This is a genomic window from Curtobacterium sp. MCPF17_003, from assembly GCF_003224385.1.
Lineage (GTDB): Bacteria > Actinomycetota > Actinomycetes > Actinomycetales > Microbacteriaceae > Curtobacterium > Curtobacterium flaccumfaciens.
This window is the reverse complement of the sequence record NZ_QKLC01000002.1, coordinates 117,504-136,966: the sequence shown is the minus strand read 5'-3', so window position 1 is coordinate 136,966 and position 19,463 is coordinate 117,504. Positions and strand designations below refer to the sequence as shown.

General features: G+C 73.3%; 16 protein-coding genes. 5 read left to right on the top strand and 11 right to left on the bottom strand.

Going from position 1 to position 19,463, the window contains the following annotated elements; all coding sequences use genetic code 11:
• Positions 1 to 33: 33 nt before the first annotated feature.
• Both DEJ30_RS03270 and DEJ30_RS03265 read right to left on the bottom strand, forming a co-directional pair.
• On the bottom strand, positions 34 to 1,578 hold the full coding sequence (locus DEJ30_RS03270; protein WP_110859029.1) for an ABC transporter substrate-binding protein: 1,545 nt from the start codon (positions 1,576 to 1,578) through the stop codon (positions 34 to 36).
• Complete coding sequence (locus DEJ30_RS03265) at positions 1,575 to 2,585, bottom strand: alpha/beta fold hydrolase (protein ID WP_181419982.1); 1,011 nt, start codon at positions 2,583 to 2,585, stop codon at positions 1,575 to 1,577. The genes DEJ30_RS03270 and DEJ30_RS03265 overlap by 4 nt, the downstream gene beginning before the upstream one ends.
• A gap of 66 nt (positions 2,586 to 2,651) precedes the next feature.
• On the opposite strand from DEJ30_RS03265, the gene DEJ30_RS03260 reads away from it, so the two are divergent.
• Together DEJ30_RS03260 and DEJ30_RS03255 are read left to right on the top strand one after the other, a co-directional pair.
• Positions 2,652 to 3,551 (top strand): siderophore-interacting protein, encoded by a 900-nt coding sequence (locus DEJ30_RS03260; protein ID WP_258369798.1) that lies wholly within the window; start codon positions 2,652 to 2,654, stop codon positions 3,549 to 3,551.
• Positions 3,551 to 4,369, top strand: coding sequence for an ABC transporter ATP-binding protein (locus tag DEJ30_RS03255; RefSeq protein ID WP_110859026.1), 819 nt, complete (start codon positions 3,551 to 3,553; stop codon positions 4,367 to 4,369). The genes DEJ30_RS03260 and DEJ30_RS03255 overlap by 1 nt, the downstream gene beginning before the upstream one ends.
• 1,013 nt (positions 4,370 to 5,382) lie before the next feature.
• Here DEJ30_RS03255 and DEJ30_RS03250 read toward each other — a convergent pair.
• From DEJ30_RS03250 to DEJ30_RS03230, 5 genes are all read right to left on the bottom strand, one after another.
• Complete coding sequence (locus DEJ30_RS03250) at positions 5,383 to 5,739, bottom strand: Fe-S oxidoreductase (protein WP_175330772.1); 357 nt, start codon at positions 5,737 to 5,739, stop codon at positions 5,383 to 5,385.
• A gap of 2 nt (positions 5,740 to 5,741) precedes the next feature.
• The gene (locus DEJ30_RS03245; RefSeq protein ID WP_027465800.1) at positions 5,742 to 7,145 is read right to left on the bottom strand and encodes an NAD(P)/FAD-dependent oxidoreductase; all 1,404 of its coding nucleotides are present in this window, start codon (positions 7,143 to 7,145) and stop codon (positions 5,742 to 5,744) included.
• Between the two features lie 55 nt (positions 7,146 to 7,200).
• Positions 7,201 to 8,022 carry an arginase family protein gene (locus DEJ30_RS03240; protein ID WP_110859025.1) on the bottom strand — a complete coding sequence of 274 codons (822 nt, stop codon included), beginning with the start codon at positions 8,020 to 8,022 and terminating at the stop codon, positions 7,201 to 7,203.
• A 44-nt stretch (positions 8,023 to 8,066) separates the two neighbouring features.
• Entirely contained in the window at positions 8,067 to 8,792 is a 726-nt protein-coding gene (locus DEJ30_RS03235) for a PspA/IM30 family protein (RefSeq protein ID WP_110859024.1), read from the bottom strand.
• Between the two features lie 113 nt (positions 8,793 to 8,905).
• Positions 8,906 to 10,903: a TPM domain-containing protein gene (locus DEJ30_RS03230; protein WP_110859023.1), complete on the bottom strand. Its 1,998-nt coding sequence runs from the start codon at positions 10,901 to 10,903 to the stop codon at positions 8,906 to 8,908.
• 208 nt (positions 10,904 to 11,111) lie between these two features.
• Between DEJ30_RS03230 and DEJ30_RS03225 the strand changes: the two genes are divergently transcribed.
• Entirely contained in the window at positions 11,112 to 11,315 is a 204-nt protein-coding gene (locus DEJ30_RS03225; RefSeq protein ID WP_017885770.1) for a hypothetical protein, read from the top strand.
• 72 nt (positions 11,316 to 11,387) lie between these two features.
• Positions 11,388 to 11,942 carry a 4'-phosphopantetheinyl transferase superfamily protein gene (locus DEJ30_RS03220; RefSeq protein WP_181419981.1) on the top strand — a complete coding sequence of 185 codons (555 nt, stop codon included), beginning with the start codon at positions 11,388 to 11,390 and terminating at the stop codon, positions 11,940 to 11,942.
• Here the strand turns inward: DEJ30_RS03220 and map are convergent.
• Positions 11,926 to 12,693 (bottom strand): type I methionyl aminopeptidase, encoded by a 768-nt coding sequence (map, locus tag DEJ30_RS03215; RefSeq protein WP_110859150.1) that lies wholly within the window; start codon positions 12,691 to 12,693, stop codon positions 11,926 to 11,928. The two genes, DEJ30_RS03220 and map, sit on opposite strands and share 17 nt — an antisense overlap.
• Before the next feature lie 32 nt (positions 12,694 to 12,725).
• Here map and DEJ30_RS03210 point away from each other — a divergent pair, with 32 nt between their 5' ends.
• Positions 12,726 to 12,995: a helix-turn-helix domain-containing protein gene (locus tag DEJ30_RS03210; RefSeq protein ID WP_027465796.1), complete on the top strand. Its 270-nt coding sequence runs from the start codon at positions 12,726 to 12,728 to the stop codon at positions 12,993 to 12,995.
• Between the two features lie 21 nt (positions 12,996 to 13,016).
• Here the strand turns inward: DEJ30_RS03210 and DEJ30_RS03205 are convergent, their stop codons facing one another.
• The 3 genes from DEJ30_RS03205 to DEJ30_RS03195 are packed head-to-tail and all read right to left on the bottom strand — an operon-like array spanning position 13,017 to position 19,368.
• Complete coding sequence (locus DEJ30_RS03205) at positions 13,017 to 14,336, bottom strand: M1 family metallopeptidase (protein ID WP_258369797.1); 1,320 nt, start codon at positions 14,334 to 14,336, stop codon at positions 13,017 to 13,019.
• 14 nt (positions 14,337 to 14,350) lie between these two features.
• On the bottom strand, positions 14,351 to 18,247 hold the full coding sequence (locus tag DEJ30_RS03200) for a Pls/PosA family non-ribosomal peptide synthetase (RefSeq protein WP_110859021.1): 3,897 nt from the start codon (positions 18,245 to 18,247) through the stop codon (positions 14,351 to 14,353).
• Between the two features lie 44 nt (positions 18,248 to 18,291).
• Positions 18,292 to 19,368, bottom strand: coding sequence for a Gfo/Idh/MocA family protein (locus DEJ30_RS03195; RefSeq protein ID WP_258369796.1), 1,077 nt, complete (start codon positions 19,366 to 19,368; stop codon positions 18,292 to 18,294).
• Positions 19,369 to 19,463 lie beyond the last annotated feature (95 nt).

The following is a 19,463-nucleotide window of genomic DNA, read 5'->3' as shown; positions in this document are numbered from 1 at the left end:
CGGGGACGCACCCCGAGCCGCGGCCGCTCCGGTTCACTTGACCGCGAGCTTCGCCAGGTCGAGGCGCGAGTTCCCGCCGTCGACCGGGAAGCCCGTCACGCCGGAGCGCACCGCGGTGATCTCGGTCGCCGTGTAGAGCCACTCGCCGGCCGCGTCCTCGCTGACGATGCGCGCCGCCTTCCGGAGTGCCTCGGTCTTGGTGGCCTCGTCGGTCGCCGCGATCGACTGGGCGTAGAGCGCCTGCACCTTCGCGTTGTCGTACCCGAAGTAGTAGTCCGGGTTCGCCCAGTTGCCGAAGTCACGGGCCTCGACGTGGTCGACCATCGACAGGTCGAAGTCCCGCTCGCCGGACTTCGGTGCCTGGAACACCGAGGACAGCCAGGTGGCGAAGTCGACGCGCTTGACCGTCAGGGTGATCCCGACGTCGGCGAGCTGCGACTTCAGCACGTCGCCGATCGTGGCCGGGTAGATGTTCGCGTAGGTGAGCGTCAGCTTCAGGTCCTGCTGGCCGGCGGCGGCCAGGAGCTTCTTCGCGTTTGCGGGGTCGTACGCGTCGATGTCGGTCAGGTCCTCGTAGCCGGGGTCGAGCTCCGGGATCGGGCCGCCCTGCTCCACGCCGGTGCCGCCGATCGCCTTGATGAGCCCCTTCGCGTCGATCGCCTGCCGGATGGCCCGGCGCACGCGCTCGTCCGTGAACGGTTCCTTGCGGTTGTTGAACGCCAGCGTGTACTTGTCGGTCGTCTTGCCGCTGTGCAGTGCGATGTCGGCGTTGCCCTGCAGCTGGCTCTTGAGCGTACCGTCGACCGGGTTCAGGACGTCGAGGTCACCGTTCGCCATCGCGTTGACGGCGGTCGACGGGTCTGTGATGTACCGGAAGACGATCTTCGCGACCTTCGCCTTCGTGCCCCAGTAGTCCTCGTTGCGGTCGAACGTGAGCGAGTCGCCCTGCTTCCAGTCGGCCACCTCGAACGGACCGGTGCCGTTCGCGCTGTCGGACAGGTCGTTGTCCGCGGCCTTCTCGAGCACCAGGCCCGAGCGGCCGGTCAGGTTCCAGAGCAGGTCGGAGTCCGGCTTCGCCAGTTTCAGCACGACGGAGTCGTCCGACGGCGAGGTGATCGACGTGACGCCCGCGAGCTTGGCGGAGTCGACGTACGAGTCGTTCGACTTGACCTGCTCGAGCGACCACACGACGTCGGCCGCGGTGACCGGCTTGCCGTCCTGGAACGTCGTGCCGTCCCGCAGCGTGAACGTGTAGGTCAGGCCGTCGTCCGAGACCTCGTGTGACGAGGCCAGCACGTCGCGGACGTCGCCCTCGGCGGTCCGGCCGACGAGCCCCTGGTACACGTTGTCGATGAGCACCTGGTCGAGCGCCGCCCCGGACTGGGTGCGGATGTCGAGGCTCGTCGGCTCGAGCACCAGCCCGACGCGCACCGTGGCGTCCTTGCCCCCGGTGGTGTCGGATGAGCCGGAGCAGCCGGCCAGCGCCAGGGCGGAGACGACGGCGACCGCGGTGGCGGCGAGGGCAGCACGCCCGATGCGCGAGGTGCGCGCGGTGCGACGGGGCAGGAGCGGACTCATGGGGTTGTGGGTTCCTTCCGGGCGCGAGGGCTGGGATCGGGCCTCGCGCTCGCACGAGGGTACCGGCGGCTGGTGCCGTCCGGCGACGGTTCTTCGATCGGGTGCAACAATCCGTACCGCTCCGCCCATGCCCGGATCGCCGAAGCCAGTTCGAGGGGTGCCTGGTTCTGCACCGCGTGCCGCGAGGTCACCGTCACGATCTCGGCGTCCGGCAGGCGTTCAGCGAACCCGGCGTGCAGCTTCGGGGAGACGTACCCGCGGTCACCCCGGACGAGCAGGATCGGCACGCGCAGGGCCTCGAGGTCCGGCCACGCGTCGGCGAAGCGCCCCACCGACGACGTCCGCCCGGCGGGCAGGTGCGGGAAGTGGTGACGGCGCACGAGTCGCCCGTCCGCACCGAGGGCCGTCGTGTGCCGGGCCTCACGGAGCAGCACCTGCCGGTCGTCGCCGACCCGTGCCTCGATCGCCCGGTCGACGACCTGATCGAGGGACTCGAACGGCTCCTCGGCCTCGAGCGCGCGGGCGATCCGGTCGACCGCACGCTGCGCGAAGTCCGGCGACATGTCGACGAGCACGAGTCCGGTGACCCGCTCCGGCGCGGTGGCCGCGAGTCGAGCGGACAGGATGGCGCCGAGCGAGTGGCCGACGACGATCCCGGGCGGCACCGCGAGCGCGTCGAGCGCGTCGAGCACGCTGGGCGCCGTCGCGGCCGCCGCGTAGTCCGCGTCCTCCCGCCACGACGACCGGCCGTGGCCGGGCAGGTCGAGGGCGACCGCCGGCTCGCCCACGGCGAGTGCCGTGGTGTCGAAGCTGTGGGCGTCGATGCCGAGCCCGTGCAGGTAGGTGATCCGGGCCTCCTGGCCGTCGTCGCCCCACCGGATCGCGGAGATGTCCTGGCCGTCCGTGGTGCGGACCACCTGCCTGGAGGCGCGGAGCGGCGCATGCACGCCGCTCGCGCTGGCGAGGGCGGGCAGGTCGGCGAATTCGTCGTCGGGGGCTTCGGACACGGGGACGATCCTCGCACCGTTCCGGGGGCCTGGAGACGTGAGGTAAGGCATGCCATACTCGCTTCCGTGGCAACCCGGTATCGCGTCTTCTCCGTCCGCGTGGCCGCCGTCACGTCGCTCACCCCCAACTTCGTCCGGGTGACCCTGACGGGCGACGCGCTCGCCGACTTCTCCTCGGTCGGTCTCGACCAGCGGATCAAGATCGTGCTGCCCCTGCCCGGCATCGGCTTCTCCGAATTGCCGGAGGACGAGGACTGGTACGCCGCGCGGCGTGCTCTGCCGGACGAGACCCGCAACCCGCTCCGCACGTACACCGTCCGCTCGTTCCGGCCGGACGCCCGCGAGCTCGACATCGACTTCGTCGCGCACGGCGACACCGGTCCGGCGTCGCGCTGGGTGTCGGCCTGCCGCGTCGGTGACGAGCTGCGCATCGTCGGGCCGCGGGTCCCCGAGTCGCCGGAGGACCTGCCGACCGGGGCCGCCGAGTTCGCTCCCGGGCACGCGAACCGGATCCTGCTCGCCGGGGACGAGACCGCCGCACCGGCCATCTGCGCCATCCTCGAAGCCCTCGACGTCTCGGCCGTCGGCCACGTCTTCATCGAGGTGCCCACCGACGCCGACCGGTTGCCGGTCACCGCGCCCGCCGGGGTCGAGGTCCGCTGGATCGCCCGCAACGGCGCCACCCACGGGGTCCGGATGACCGACCAGGTGCACGCCTGGGCCTCCACCGTCGCGCCGACGTCCGTCGGCCGCGGTCCCGCTGTCGAGCTCACCGACGTGGACGTCGACGAGCAGGTGCTGTGGGACGTCCCCGCCCCGGTCGACGAGCGCCCCGTGTACGCGTGGATCGCTGGCGAGGCCGGCTGCGTCAAGGAACTCCGCCGCCACCTGGTGCGCGGTGTCGGCATCGACCGCAAGCAGGTCGCGTTCATGGGGTACTGGCGGCACGGCAGGGCCGAGCACTGATGCCGGCCGCGGGCGCCGCGCTCGGTCCGGTCCCGACCACCGCGCTGGGGGCCCGAGGGCTGACCCTGGCCTACGACGACCGGGTCGTGGTGGACACGCTCGACGTCGACATCCCCGACGGCGAGCTCACGGTCATCGTCGGGCCGAACGCCTGCGGCAAGTCGACGCTGCTGAAGTCCTTCGCCCGCACCCTGAAGCCGCGAGCCGGCACGGTGTTCCTCGACGGGGCGCCGATCGACTCGTACCGCCCGAAGGCCGTCGCCCGGCGGGTCGGGATGCTCCCGCAGACCCCGATCGCCCCTGACGGCATCACCGTGCGCGACCTCGTGTCCCGGGGCCGGTTCCCGCACCAGGACCTGCTGCACCCGTCGTCCGGGTCCGACCGGCAGGCCGTGCAGGCCGCACTCGAGCAGACCGAGACCGTGTCACTCGCCGACCGCAGTGTCGACGAGCTCTCCGGCGGGCAGCGGCAGCGGGTGTGGATCGCGATGGTGCTCGCGCAGCAGACCGACATCGTGCTGCTCGACGAGCCGACGACCTTCCTCGACATCGCGCACCAGTACGACGTGCTCGAACTCGCCTCCACGCTGCACGCCGCCGGTCGCACGGTCGTCGCGGTGCTGCACGACCTGAACCAGGCTGCGCGCTACGCCACCCACGTCATCGCGATGCGCGACGGGGCGATCGTCTCGGCGGGGAAGCCAGCGTCGGTGCTCACCGCGGACCTCGTCGAGGACGTCTTCGGCCTGCCGTGCGTCGTCGTCCCCGACCCCGAGACCGGCACGCCCCTCGTGGTGCCGCGGCGGCGCGCGGCCTGACGCGCTTGCGGCGCTGCCGCTGCTGCCGCCTGCTGCCGCCTGGCCGGCTCGCCGCCGAGTGGTCACGACACGTCGTGGGCCGGCGCGCGAGCGGTCACGAATGGTCGGCTGGGGGTGCCGCAGGCGACGGTCTGCGACCGCTCGCCGCGCACCCGGCGGGGTGTTGTGACCGGCCGTGACCCTGTTCCGGCGCCGCCACGCGCCTCCAGGCCGTCGATCGGTCGCGTTTCGTCGCCTGGCCGGCCCGCGGCCGAGTGGTCAGGACACGTCGTGGGCCGGGCGCCGAGCGGTCACGAACCGTCGGCTGGGGGCGCCGCAGGCGACGGTCTGCGACCGCTCGCCGCGCACCAGGCGGGGTGTTGTGACCGGCAGGCGGGTGCAGTGGGCGTGGGGCGCGGCGGCCTGGAGGCCGGGGCGGCGCCGCCACGCGCCTCCAGGCAGTGGGCCGGTCGCGTTTCGTCGCCTGGCCGGCCTGCTGCCGAGTGGTCAGGACACGTCGTGGGCCGGGCGTCGAGTGGTCACGAATCGTCGGCTGGGGGTGCCGCGGGCGACGGTCTGTGACCGCTCGCCGCGCACCCGGCGGGGTGTTGTGACCGGCAGGCGGGTGCAGTGGGCGTGGGGCGCGGCGGCCTGGAGGCCCGGGGCGGCGGCGCCACGCGCCTCCAGGCAGTGGGCCGGTCGCGTTTCGTCGCCTGGCCGGCTCGCCGCCGAGTGGTCACGACACGTCGTGGGCCGGGCGCCGAGTGGTCACGAACCGTCGGCTGGGGGCGCCGCGGGCGACGGTCTGTGACCGCTCGCAGCGCACCCGGCGGGGTGTCGCGACCGACCGAGCCGCCGGTCGGCACGCCCACCGAGGTGGCACGAACTGCCGCCCGACCGGCGTCGGGACGACAGTTCGCGCGACCACGACGACGCGCACACGGCGTGTCGTGCCACCGCAAGCCACCGCAGGCCACCGCAGGCGACCGCAAGCGACCTCGGCGGGACGCAGGACGCAGCGCCCGCCGCACCCGTCAGCGGTAGCCGCCGTCCTCCAGGCCGGCCTCGACCTCGAAGCGGTTCCGCAGGGGATCCCGCCCGGCGACGGCGTAGAGCAGCGGCATGAGCATGCCGTACCGGCGCCACTGCTCGACGTGCACCCGCTCGTGCCGGAGCACCCGCGGGCCGTCGTTGTCGCGGGTCAGGTACACGGACCCGACGCAGGTGCCTCCGCGCCGGAAGACCCAGCGCGGCAGCCCCGTGCAGACCACGAGCCCGTCCTCCACCCGGATCCGCCCGGTCGACAGGGGGACGCCCACGGCGAGCCCGACGGCCGTCGCGAACACCCACCCCGCACGGGACACGGGGGAGTCGAGCAGCGGGTTGCGCACGCTCAGGCCGGGCGGCCGTACGTCTCGAGCAGGCGGAGCCAGATCTCGTTCATCGTCGGGTAGGCCGGCACCGCGTGCCACAGGCGGTCGATCGGGACCTCGCCCACGACGGCGACGGTGGCGCCGTGCAGCATCTCGGCGACGTCCTGGCCGACGAACGTGACGCCCACGACGACCCCGCGGTCCTCGTCGACGACCATCTTCGCGCGGCCCGTGTAGCCGTCGGCCTGCAGGGAGGACCCGGCGATCGCACCGAGGTCGTACTCGACCGCGCGGACGTTCAGCCCCTGCTCGCGGGCCTTCGCCTCGGTCAGGCCGACGCTCGCGACCTCGGGGTCGGTGAAGGTGACCTGCGGCGAGGCGGCGTGGTCGGCGGTGGCGACGTGTGCACCCCACGGCTCGGTGTGCAGCGGCGTGCCCTGGTACCGGGCCGCGATCGCCTCGCCGGCGGCACGGGCCTGGTACTTGCCCTGGTGGGTGAGCAGGACGCGGTGGTTGACGTCACCCACGGCGTACAGCCAGTCGGTGCCGTGCACGAGCATGGTGTCGTCGACGTCGAGCCAGTCGCCCGCGGTCAGGCCGACGGTCTCGAGCCCGAGGTCACGCGTGTGCGCGGCGCGGCCGGTGGCGGCGAGCACCTCGCTCGTGATGACCGTGGTGCCGTCGTCGAGCTCCGTGGTGACGAGACCGTGCTCGTCGCGGTCGACCCGGACCGGGTTGACGCCGGTGCGGACGTCGACGCCGAGTTCGCGCAGGGAGTCGGCGACGAGTTCCCCGGCGAAGGGCTCCATGCCGCCGAGCAGACCGTGCCGGGCGACGAGGGTGACCTTCGCGCCGAGGGACGCCCACGCGGTCGCGAGTTCGGAGCCGGAGACGCCGCCGCCGATGACGAGCAGGCTCTCGGGGACCTGCTGGGCGCTCGTGCCCTCGCGGGTGCCCCACGGCTTCGCCTCGGCGAGACCGGGCACCGGGGGCAGCGTGTGCAGGGAACCGGTGACGACCGCGACGGCGGCGCGCGCGGTGTGCGTCTCGCCGTCGACGTCGATGGTCTTCGGGCCGGTGATGCGGGCGTGCCCGCGGATCAGGTCGATGCCGGCGGACTCGAGCCACGAGACCTGGCTGTCGTCCTTCCAGTCGGAGGTGAACGAGTTGCGGCGGGCGAGCACGTGGGCGGCGTCGAGCGTGCCGGTCACGGCCTGCTTCGCACCGTCGAGCCGCTTGGCGGCGGCGAGGGCGTGTCCGCTGCGCAGGAGCGCCTTCGAGGGCATGCACGCCCAGTAGGAGCACTCGCCCCCGACGAGCTCGGCCTCCACGATCGCGACCGACAGGTCGCGCTTCCTGGCGTAGTCCGCCACGTTCTCGCCGACAGCGCCGGCTCCGATCACGATGAGGTCGTAGTCCGTCATGCTGCCGAGCCTACGCGGAGCGGCAGGGGGGCCGCCGGTCGCGTCGTGCCTGTGGTCAGCCCACCCGGGAGGCGCTGGTCACCGCTCCGACGACGCGCAGGATCACGCCGAGGTCGTCCACCGCCCGGTCCGGGTCGACGGGGGCGAAGCCGGTGAGCGCTGCGCCGACGAGGCGCCGGCCGCGCGTCGCGGCCTGGATGCGCTCGACGAGCGCTGCGCCGTCGAGGCCGAACGGGACGGGTTCGAGGAGTCCGTCGACCTCGGACGGGTCGAGGACGTCGAGGTCGACGTGCACGAAGACCGATGCGGCACCGGTCCGCTCGACCGCTGCCGCGAGTGCGTCCGGGGTGGCGGCGTCGACGTCGAGGTGCACGATACCGGCCTTGTCGAGGGCGGCCCGTTCGGCGTCCTCGACCCCGCGGACCCCGGCGACGACGACCGAGGACGACGGCACCACCGGCAGGCCGGGGAACAGGTCGTCGGGGCGGTCGACCAGCAGGCGCAGGGCGGCGGTCTCGGCGGCGACGGGCTGGGCCCGGTTGAGCGCGCGGTACCCGCTGGACCCGGAGATGCGGACGAACGCGGTGTCCGGTGCGAGGGCGGCGGTCGCGCCGAGGACACTGGCGCCGTCACCGCCGACGACGAGCACCGGCTCGGTGGCGACGGCGGTTTCTTCCGCGACGCGTTCGGCGACGGCGAGCACGGAGGTGTAGCGGGCGACGGCGGTCTCGAGGCGGTCGCCCGCTCCGGCCGGGACGTCGACCACGGTGGTGGACGCCCGGGGGAGGTCGGCCGCGATCGCCGACGCGCCGTCCCCGAGCCGCATCGCGCGCGACGACGCCGAACCCTGCCACTGACCGACCACGAGGAAGTGCATCGTCTCAGTCTGTCAGCTGGGGTCCGGCGTCGTCAGGGCGTTCGTCAGATGCTCGAGGATCCGCCGGACTTCAGCGCGGCGAGCCGTGCCTCGACCTCGGCGTCCTTGCCGACGTCCTCGAGGCTCTCGAACTGGGCGTCGAGGCTGGAGGACTGCAGCTCCTGCTGACCGAGCACCTTCGCCTCTTCGCGGCGGACCTTCTCCTCGAAGCGGCCGAGGTCGCTCGTCGGGTCGAGCACGTCGATGTTGCCGAGGGCGTCATTGACGCGGGACTGCGCCTCGGCGGTCTTCGAGCGGGCGACGAGGTTGTCCCGCTTCGCGCGGAGCTGCTCGAGCTTCTGCTCCATGCCGGCGAGACCGGTCTTGAGCTTCTCGACGGCCTCGTTCTGCGACGCCAGGTTCGGCTCCGCGTCCTTGACCTCTTGTTCGGCGGCGATCTGCTTGCCGATCGCGATCTTGGCGAGGTTGTCGAACTTGTCCGCCTCGGCCGACTTGCCCTCGGAGCGGTACTTGTCGGCGGCGGCAGAGGCGTTGGCGGCCTTCTGGCCCCACTCGACCGCGGCCTTCTTGTCCTCTTCGTGGTCCTGCTCGAGCAGTCGCACGTTGCCGATGGTCTGCGCGATCGCGGTCTTCGCGTCGGCGATGTTGTTCGTGTAGTCGCGGACGAGCTGGTCCAGCATCTTCTGCGGGTCCTCGGCGTCGTCGATGATCTGGTTGATGTTCGCGCGCACGAGGGTGGAGATGCGTCCGAAGATGGTCTGCTTGGCCATTGCTGTTCCCTTTCGTGGAAGTCCTGTGGACGGTGTTGTCGGGTCGTGTCTGGTTCTGGGGTGCCGGAGGTCGGGTCGGGTCCGGTCGTGTCGGGAGCGGGGGAGCGTGCCCGTCAGAAGCGGCCGCCGCCGGAGAAGCCGCCGCCCCCGCCGCCGCCTCCGCCGAAGCCGCCACCGCCGCTGAAGCCCCCGCCGCCGCCGAAGCCACCGCCCCCGAAGGAGCCGCCGCCGTAGCTGCCGCCGCGACCGCCGAGCAGGCCGCCGAGGACGAGTCCGGTGACGAGTCCACCGAGCTGGGCACCACCACCGCCACCGCCCTGGCCGCCACCCCAGCCGCCGAGGTCGTCGTTGGCGGCGTCCATCGCTGCAGCGGCGTACTGCTCGGCCGCGCGGGCGGCGTTGAGCGCCTGGCCCGGGTTGCTCGGTGCGAGCTCGACGGCGTCGTCGTAGGCGCGCTGGGCCTCGGACAGCCGGGTCCGGGCGGTGGGGCCGATGCCGCCGCGGTGCAGGGAGACGTAGTCGCGGGCCTGGCTGATCCGGTTCCGGGCGTCGCGCAGGGCCGCGTCGAGCGCCTGGGTGGCGCGCTGGCGCTGTTCCTCGGCACCGCGGGCCGCGGCGATGGCCTGGTCGATCTCCGTGTTCGCCCGGGTCAGCGCGTCGACGGCCGCCACGGGGTCCTTCGGGTCGAGCCCCTGGCGGAGCACGGCCTCGGCGCGGGTGACCGCGGCGGCGAGGTCCGGCCCGCCCGAGCGCAGGCTGCGGGCGGCGGCGACGTCCCCCTGGATGTCGATGCGCATCGCCTCGGCGCGGGCGGTGGCCTCGTCGAAGGACTGCTCGGCGGCGAGTGCGCCGTCGGTGAGCTGCTGCACCTGGGCGAGCGCGTGCTGGGCGTCACGGACGGCGACGACGGCCTCGCCCTTGTCACCGGCGGCGATCGAGGCGGTGGCCGCGTTCGAGCGTTCGGTGGCGAAGGCGAGCACCTGGTGAGCCTGGTCGACGTTGTTCGCCACGGTCGCGAGGGTGCGTCCGGTGTAGCGGGCGCGGACGCGGTCGAGTGCAGCGGCGGCGGCTCCGACCGAGGCCGGTGCGGCGGCCACGGCCTGGGCGAGCGACGCGGCCGCGTCCTCGATGCCGTCCTCGAGCGACCGGAGCTGGTCGAACGCCTCGGTCTGCTCCTCGATGGCGGCGTGCGCCCGTTCGCAGATCACGATGATCTGGTTCGCCCACTCGGCGCGCTGCTGGGGGGTGTCGGGGATCTCGTCGTCGAGCTGCTGCCGGATCGTGAAGGCCTTGCGGACCTCGCGCTGAGCGGCCTGCACGGCGTCGGCGAAGGGCTTGGCGGCGTCGGGGCCGAACTGCGCGCTCGCGAACCCGACCTCTTGCTCGGCGGTGCGGAGTTCGTCGTCGATGGTGACCAGCGCGCCGCCGGCGGTGCGTTCGAGGTCGGCGAGCGAGGCTTCCTGCGCCTTGGTCGCCGCGGCGGTGCGGCGCTTGTTCCGGGTCCGGATGACCAGGACCACGACGATGAGCCCGACGACCACGGCGAGCAGCAGGATCCACAGCCAGGTGAGGTCCACCGGGGCCTGCGACTGGGTCAGCCCGTCGGCGAAGGCCACGGCGGCGCCGGACCAGTCGCCCTGCTTGAGCCGGGGGAGCAGCGAGTCGTTGACGGCGTTCTCCACGTCGGACGAGGAGATCGCGGTCTCGTTCGTCTGCTGGACGTCGTAGTTGCGTTCGTCGACCGCGACCGAGAGCAGGATGCCGTCGGTGTCGATCTGGTTCTGCTCGAGCACGGCCCGGCCCCACTCGGTGTGGTCGGTGGGATCGGTGAAGGACGGCACGAACACGACGAACAGCTGCGTCTGGGTCTCGGAGTACAGGTCCTGCACGGCCTGCTCGACCCGCGCCTGCTGGGATGCGGTCAGCGCGTCGGCCTCGTCGAGGACGTACGCGCCGCCCAGGTCGACGGGCGCCGTGGCGTGGGCGGTCGCTGCCGGAGCCAGGACGATGAGCATCGCGACCAGGGCCGCCGTCACACGGCTCCACAGCCGCGTTGTCCCCCTGTGCCCGCTCGATCCGTCCTTGCCCGATCCGTGCTGGACCGCTCGCATCCGTCCTCCGTCCGTCGCCGGTCGGTACCCCGTGGCACCGCACCGGACCGCGCCACGAGTGCGCTGTCGCCCGGAGTCTATCCAGGCCACGCAGGGGCACGGACAGACTCTGGGGGAACGCTCCGGACCGTGCTTCCTGTGGACGTCTTGTCCCCCGGACGGGGTAGACTGGCGCCACTGTTCGAGGATGAACGGAAGGGGAAGAACGATGGAACGCACCACGAGCACCGAGGTCGTCCCGCTCGAGGACGGCTACCACCGGGTGTCGACGCCGGCGACGGGTGTGATCGGTTTCGTGCGCGAGCACGACGGCCGCTACGAGGTCCTGCGCGGACGAGTCCGCCAGGCGACCCGCTCCGAGGGTCAGTACAGCACCATGAACGTCGCGCTCATCGCGCTGACGCACGCCTGATCTGCTCTGGGCGCGACCACACGACCGACGGGCGCTGCCCGGGTCGTTGGGTCGCGCCTCCCGACCGTCACGGTGACGCTCCGGACGCCGGCTGCTGACCGCGCGGACGACCGGGAGGCGCTGGTCGCCGCCGTCGCGTCGGCGACCGGCGTCGAGCCGGTCGCGGTGCGCGCGGGGCGCGTCTGCCCGCACTGCGCGGGGACCGACCACGGTCGTCCGTGGGCGACCGTCGCGGGCACCACGGTCGGCGTGAGCCTGTCGCGCGCACCGGGGGTCGTCGCCCTTGCGGTCGGCGCTCCGGCGCTCGGCGTCGACGTCGAACGGGTGTCGCGGGTCGCTGCCGCGCCGCTCGACGCGTTCACCCCGGACGAACTCCGTCGAGCCGACGGGGACCCGGCGCTCCTCGCCGCCGCGTGGGCGGCCAAGGAGGCCGTGCTGAAACGCGACGGACGCGGGCTGCGCGTCGACCCGCTCGCGGTCGAGGTCGACGTGGCCGCCGGCACCGCCAGGTTCGAGGGTGTCGAACAACCGCTCACCGTGCTGTACCCCGCGCCGGACGTGGTGCTCGTCGTCGCGGCGGGTGGGCTGTCCGTCGAGGTGGTCGGGACGGTCAGCGGGCGAGCGTGAGCACCTCGGCGCCGTCCTCGGTGATGGCGATGGTGTGCTCGGTGTGGGCGGTCCGCGCTCCGGTGGCACTCCGCAGCGTCCAGCCGTCGGCGTCGGTGACCAGGACGTCGGTGTCCGCCATGACCCACGGTTCGAGCGCGAGCAGGAGCCCGGGTCGGAGCGTGTAGCCGCGACCGGGGCGACCGGTGTTCGACACGTGCGGGTCCTGGTGCATGGTCGAGCCGATGCCGTGCCCGCCGAACTCGACGTTCACCGGGTAGCCCGCGGCTTCGAGGACGGTGCCGATCGCGTGGGACAGGTCACCGATGCGGGCACCCGGTCCGGCGGCGGCGATGCCCGCGGCCAGTGCCCGTTCGGTGGCGTCGATGAGTGCGAGGTCCTCCGGGCGCGGGGTGCCGACGACGAAGCTGATCGCGGCGTCGGCGGCGATGCCGTCCAGGGACACCGCGAGGTCGAGGGTGAGCAGGTCCCCGTCGCGCAGCACCTGGTCGTGCGGCAGCCCGTGCAGCACGGCGTCGTTCACAGCCGTGCAGATGTGGTGGCCGAACGGACCGCGGCCGAACGAGGGCGCGTACTCGACGTAGCAGGAGTCGGCGCCAGCGGCCTCGATCATCTGCTTCGCCCACCGGTCGATCTCGAGCAGGTTCGTGCCGACGCGGGTGCGTTCGCGCAGGGTCTGCAGGATCGTGCCGACGAGGGCTCCGGTGGCGCGGCCCTTGTCGACCTCGGCGGGGGTCAGGATCTCGATCACGCGGATGATCATACCGGTATTACTATGTGGTCATGGTCCGTCTCCCACTCCGCCCCGACGAGGTCGCGCGCGGTCGTCGCCTCGGTGCGCTGCTGCGTCGTGCCCGTGGTCCGCGATCGATCGTGGACACCGCCCTGGCCGCGGGGATCTCGCCGGAGACGCTCCGGAAGATCGAGACCGGCCGCATCGCGACGCCGGCGTTCTCGACGATCGCGTCGGTCGCGGGCGTGGTCGGGCTGTCGCTCGACGCCGTCTGGTCCGAGGTCAGCTGCGACCCGGCCGACGGCGAGCTGGCTGGCTAGCCGACGCGGCGGCGGAGCCTGCTACCGTCCGCGCGGCGCGGGCAGTGCCGGCACCGACGCCTCGTCGATCCAGGGCCCGGTCACCGCACGGACGTCCGCGACGGAGCGGCCGGTGGCGTCCGCGAACGCACCGAGCACGTCGGGCACGGTGACGGATCCGTGCCGGTGCCGCTCGGTGATGCTCCGCAGCCCGGTGAAGAAGGCGTCGTCGCCGATCGTGCGGCGGACGGCGTGCAGGGCGAGGGCACCGCGCTTGTAGACACGGTCGTCGAACATGTCCTTCGCGCCCGGGTCACCGACCACCAGGTCCTCCGGCTGCTCGAGCAGTCCCTGCCGGTACCGTTCGGCCAGCTGGTCGGCGGTGTCGTCGCCGCGGTCCTCGGACCACAGCCACTCGGCGTAGCAGGCGAACCCCTCGTGCAGCCAGATGTCCTGCCAGCGGGTGACCGTGACGGAGTTGCCGAACCACTGGTGGGCGAGCTCGTGGGCGATGAGGCGGTCGGTGCCGTGTTCGCCGTCGACGTGGTTCCGGCCGAACACCGCCAGGCCGTGGGCCTCGAGCGGGATCTCGAGGTCGTCGTCGGTCACCACGACGCCGTACGCCGCGAACGGGTACGGGCCGAACCGGTCGCCGAACAGCGCGAGCATCTCCGGCACCTGGCCGAAGTCGGTCTTCGCGGCGGCGGCGAGGTCGGCGGGGTGGTGCAGCGTGACGGGGACCCCGCTCGTGCGCACCTTCGTGGTGCGGTACCGGCCGATCTGCACGGTCGCCAGGTAGGTCGCCATCGGCTCGGTGGTGGCGTAGGTCCAGCGGGTGCCGACGCGGTCGCGCTCCTTGGCGAGCAGCTCCCCGTTCGCCAGGACGTCGTACGCCGCCTCGGCCGCGATCTCGATCCGGTACGTGGCCTTGTCGTCGGGTCGGTCGTTGCACGGGAACCACGACGGCGCTCCCGTGGGCTGCGCGGCGACGATGACGCCGTCGGACAGTTCTTCCCAGCCGAGCTGCCCCCACGCGCTCCGCACGGGGTGCGGGGTGCCGCGGTACCGCAGGTGCACGGAGAACACGGTGTCGGCAGCGATGGGGTCGGCCGGGGTGACCGTCACCTTGTGCGTCGCGGTCGAGACCTTCTTGGCCCGGCGTCCGTCGACGTCGACCCGGTCGACCGTGAGCCCGTGCAGGTCGATCACGACCCTGTCGAGGGGCTCGAGGGCGCGCGCGGTGATCGTGGCGGTGCCGTCCAGGCGGTTCGTGGCGACGCGGTAGTCGAGACGGAGCTCGTAGTGCTCGGCGCTCCACCGTCGGTCGCCGCTGTGCGGGGTGTACGGGTCTGCGGAGGGCACGGGGACAGTCAACCTCATGCCGTCGGTGGGGCTGTCACCGACAGTGCGGCCGATGTCCACGGAGCGATCGGGTTGCCGGACCAGCGGGAGCCCGTCGGTACCTGCTCACCGCGCATGACGAGCGAGGACGGCCCGACCGTCGCCCCGGCACCGATGCCGGCCGCTGGGAGGACCACGCTGTGCGGCCCGAGCGTGGCACCCGCGTCGAGTCGGACGGTGTCGAGCTGCATCACGCGGTCGTGGAACAGGTGCGTCTGCACGACCGTCCCCCGCGCCACCGATGCCCCGGAGCCGATGGTGACCAGGTCGGCCTCGGGCAGCCAGTAGGTCTCGAGCCAGGTGCCGCGGCCGATCGTCGCACCGAGGCTCCGCAGCCAGACGGCCAGCGCGGGGGTCCCGGTGGCCTGCTCGGCGAACCAGGGGCGCGCGACGGTCTCGACGAAGGTGTCCTGCACCTCGTTGCGCCACACGAACGACGACCACAGCGGGTGCTCCCGAGCGGTGATCTGGCCGACGAACGCCCACTTCGCGATCGTCGACACCACGGCGGCGACGGCACCGGCGGCGATGAGCACCGGCCCGGCGAGCAGCACCGTCCACCCGATCCCGACGGCCGACCACAGCGCCAGCAGTGCTCCGGCCACGCCGAGCGCGATGGCGGCGGAGACCATCGGGGCGACCAGGCGCAGCAGCTCCCAGCAGCCGCGGGCGACCTTGAGCCTCCCGGACGGACGGAACGTGCGCGCCTCGTCGAACTCCGTCGCCGCACGCCGCAGCCGCACCGGGGGCGACCCGAGCCACGACGACCCGCGCTTGGCCTTCTTCGGCACCGCGGACAGCACCGCCACCAGTGCCTCGCGCGGCACCGAGCGTCCGGCACCCGTCATCCCGCTGTTGCCGAGGAACGCCCGCCGGCCGACCTTCGAGCGACCGATCCGCACCCGACCGCCGCCGAGCTCGTACGTGGCCACCATCGTGTCGTCGGCCAGGAACGCCCCCGACGCGATCTGCGTCAACGCCGGGATGAGCAGCACCGTCGAGATCTCGGTGTCCCGACCGACCCGGGCACCGAGCAGCCGCAGCCACACCGGCGTCACGAGCGAGGCGTACAGCGGGAACAACAGGGTGCGCGCCGCGTCGAGCACCCGCTCGGTCGACCACACCTGCCAGCCGATCCGGGAGCGCACCGGGTGCCGCCCCTCGTGCAGGCCGATGCCGAGCAGCCGCACCGCGACCACCACGAGCAGCGCGTACACCGCACCGGCGACGACCGTCACCAGGGGGACCGTCACCAGCGCACGGAGCACCGCGTCGCCCAGGGTCGACGCCCGCCCGACCAGGGCGAGGGCGACCAGCAGTCCGACCGCGACACCGACGACCGGCAACCCTGCAACGGCCAGGGACCCGGCCCCGTACGCGAGCAGCCAGCGTCGGCGGGTCGCGGGACGGGCCTCCCGGTCGTCACGAGCCGACCCGGTGCGCTCCGCCGGCGCCCCCGCCCAGCGTTCGCCCGCGGGCACCGGGCCGCCGACGGCGGAACCCGCCGTGATCTCGGCACCCGCGCCGACGTGCGCCCCCGGCAGCAGCGTCGTCCGGCTGCGCACCACGGCGTCCTCGTCGACACGGACGTGCCCCAGGTGGAACACGTCGCCGTCCAGCCAGTGCCCGGCCAGGTCGACCTCGGGCTCGATCGACGCACGCTTGCCGATCGTGAGCATCCCCGTCACCGGCGGCAGCGTGTGCAGGTCGACGTCCCTGCCGATCCGCGCACCGAGCGCCCGGGCGTAGTAGCTGATCCACGGGGCACCCGCCGTCGACGGGCCGTCGACCGCCTCGGCGATGCGCTCGGCCAGCCACACCCGCAGGTGCACCGAACCACCACGGGGGTACGACCCCGGCCGGACCCCGGCGAGCAGCAGCCGCGCCAGCACCACCGTCAGCGCCATCTTGCCGATCGGCGTCACGAACACCAGGAGCACCAGCACCAGCACCGGCCAGGGCAGCACCGGCAGGAACGGCAGCGTCGTCGCGTGCAGCACCGCAGCCACCAGGGCCGTCCACGTCAGCACCCGCAACCCCCGGAGCACCTGCACCGGCAGCCCGAGCAGCGTCATCAGCAACCCGGTCGCCGGAGGCACCGGCGTGACGTCACGCGACGACGCCTCGACCGGGCCGGACTCGTCCAACGCCGCCGCCAACGCCCCGATCCGCGGGTGGTCGTACACGTCCGCCACCGTCGTCGTCGGGAACCGCTCGCGGATGGCCGACACCAGCTGCGCCGCCGTCAACGACCCACCGCCGTGCGCGAAGAAGTCGTCGTCGACGCTCGCCACCGGCACCCCGAGGATCGCCGACCACCGCTCGGCGATCCACGCCACCGTGTCCGGCAGCATCGTCGCGTCCGAGGCACCCGGCAACGGCCACGGCAGCGCCGCACGGTCGACCTTGCCCGACGTCCGCGTCGGCAGCGACCCCACCACGGCCACCAACGGCACCAGCGCCGCCGGCAGCTCCTGCCGCAACCGGGCGTTCGCCGCAGCCACGTCCACCGTCGCCCCGGCCACCGGGGCCACGTACCCGACCAGCACCTGGTTGCCCGCCGGGGTCCGCTGCACCACCGCAGCACCACCCGCCACGTCGTCCAGGGCCTGCAGCGCCGCATCGATCTCCCCGAGCTCGATCCGCCGGCCACCGAGCTTCACCTGGTCGTCCGCACGCCCCTGGAACACCAGCCCCTCGGGCTCGTACCGCACCAGGTCCCCGCTCCGGTACGCCCGCTCCCACCCGAGCTCCGGGAACGGCGCGTACTTCTCCGCGTCCTTCGCCGGGTCGAGGTACCGCCCCAGCCCGACCCCGCCGATCACCAGCTCCCCGACACCTCCGGGCGCCACACGGGACCCCGACGCGTCGACGACCGCCAGGTCCCACCCGTCCAGCGGCAACCCGATCCGGATCGGCTGGCTCCCGTCGAGCAGGGACCCGCACGCCACCACCGTCGCCTCGGTCGGCCCGTACGTGTTCCACACCTCACGGTCACGACTCGCGATGCGCGCCGCCAGCTCCGGGGGGCACGCCTCACCACCGAAGATCACCAGCCGCACCTGCTCGAGCGCATCGTCCGGCCACAACGCCGCCAACGTCGGCACCGTCGACACCACCGTGATCGTGTGCGCGATGAGCCACGGCCCCAGGTCCACCCCCGTCCGCACCAACGACCGGGGCGCCGGCACCAACGCGGCACCGTGCCCCCACGCCAACCACATCTCCTCGCACGACGCGTCGAACGCCACGCTCAGACCAGCCAGCACCCGGTCACCCGGACCGATCGGCGCCGCCTGCAGGAACATCCGAGCCTCGGCGTCCACGAACGCCGCAGCACTGCGGTGAGTGACCGCCACACCCTTCGGCACCCCGGTCGACCCGGACGTGAAGATGATCCACGCGTCGTCGGTCTCGCGCGGGAGCTCGGCGCTCGCCGCAGGGTCCGTCACCGGCAGCTCTGTGCCGTCGCGGTCGCGCAGGACACCGCCCGCGCCGATCACCCCGACGACACCGGCCTCGCCGAACACCAGGGTGGCGCGCTCCTCGGGGTCGTCGGCGTCGACCGGCACGTACGCGGCTCCGGCGGCGAGCACGGCGAGGATCGACAGGTACAGGTCACGCCCACCGGAGGGGATCCGCACCCCGACCCGGTCGCCCCGGCGGACACCGCGGCGGGCCAGGTCGTCGGCCTGCGCGCACACGAGGTCGAGCAGGGCGGCGTAGTCGACGCTGCCGGCGGGGTCCTCGAGGGCGGTCGCATCCGGGTGGGTCGCCGCGGTCGCCGCCAGGACGTCGAACAGGGTCCGTGGGGCGGGTGCGTCGCCGCCGCGGGCGAGTTCGAGCTGCGCGTTCCCGGTGCCGGTGGTCATCGAGGCCTCTTCCCGGTCGCGTGCGGGACGACCGGCCCGTGATCCTAGAGGGTCGAGGTGTCCTGCTCGGGAACGGACGGTGCCGCAACGGACGGTGCCGCACCGGTCGGGTCGAGTGCCGCACGTGCCGCGTCGAGCGCCGCCGCGATCCCGACGGAGTCGTCCAGCGTGTGCACCGGGGACTCCGTGCGGCCGTCCGCCACGTACTGCGCGAGCGCCGCCGCCTGCCACACGAGTCCCTGACGACCCCGCAGCCCCGTCGGCTCCTCCCAGTGGTCCTCCCCACCCCGGTGGTGCACCGCGAACGACGCCGGGAACACGAAGTGGTCGGTGTACCGGACCGTGGCCCGGCTCCCGGCGATCACCGCCAGCCCCGGCGTCCACGCCGTCATCGACGTGGCCACCACCGCCTGCGCGCCACCCTCCGCCGTCGACACCGTGACGGACTGGAGGTCCACCCCGCGATCCGAGACCGCCCCCGTCGTGCTGCTGGTCACCGGGGCGCCGGTGGCGAACCGTGCGAACCAGTGCCCGTACACACCGGCGTCGAGGAGGGCACCCCCACCGGCGGCGGGGTCGAACATCCGGTCCGCCGGGTCCGGGTCGTGCGGCCACCCGACGTCGACCGTGGCGAGCCGGACGTCGCCCAGGACCCCGTCCGCGAGCAGACGGGCGACGACGGCGGTGCCCGGCAGGTACCGGGTCCACATCGCCTCCATCGCGAGGACGCCCGCGGCCCGTGCGGCGTCGGCGAGGGTGCGGGTGTCCGCCGCCGAGGTCGTCATCGGCTTCTCGACGAGCACGTGCTTGCCGGCGGCGATCGCGAGCAGTGCGTGCCCGAGGTGCTGCGGGTGCGGCGAGGCGACGTAGACCACGTCGACGGCGGGGTCCGCCACGAGGGCCTCGTACGACCCGTGCACGCCGGGCACGCCGTGGCGGGCGGCGAAGGCCGCAGCACGCTCGGGGGAGCGGGAGCCCACGGCGACGACGCGCTGGTCGGAGTTCGCGTGCAGCGTCGTCGTGAAGTCGTTCGCGATCTCCCCGGGGCCGATCACACCCCACCGGAGCACGGGTCCGCCCCGCAGTGCGTGGACTCCGGGCTCCGGGAACGTCATCGTCATGCCCGAACGCTACCGGGCGGACCCGCTGCGCGCCGCGCAGTTCGTCCTGCTGCTCACGGTCGAGGAGCACGGGGTTCGTCCTGCTGCTCACCGTC